The sequence below is a fragment of the Pantoea sp. SIMBA_079 genome (assembly GCF_046940275.1).
In the GTDB taxonomy this organism is placed as follows: domain Bacteria; phylum Pseudomonadota; class Gammaproteobacteria; order Enterobacterales; family Enterobacteriaceae; genus Pantoea; species Pantoea borealis.
Genome location: NZ_JAWRYR010000933.1, coordinates 1 through 235, shown reverse-complemented (window position 1 = coordinate 235; position 235 = coordinate 1). Strand labels below are relative to the sequence as shown.

The window sequence follows — 235 nt, the reverse complement described above, 5'->3', positions numbered from 1 at the left end:
CAGGCGATCGTGGAGATCTGCCACTCCCGCGGCAAGCCGGTGATCGTCGACGAGGCCTGGGGCGCGCACCTGCCGTTCCACAACGACCTCCCCACCTGGGCCATGGATGCGGGCGCGGACCTCTGCGTGGTCAGCGTCCACAAGATGGGCATCGGGTTCGAGCAGGGGTGGGTCTACCACCAGCAGGAACCACTCGTAGCTCAGCTCACGCTCGCGCCGCGCGCCTATGCGCAGG

General features: G+C 68.5%; 1 pseudogene. It reads left to right on the top strand.

The features are described from left to right. Nucleotides 1-235, top strand: a pseudogene (locus tag SB719_RS22675) (hypothetical protein); the annotation flags it as partial.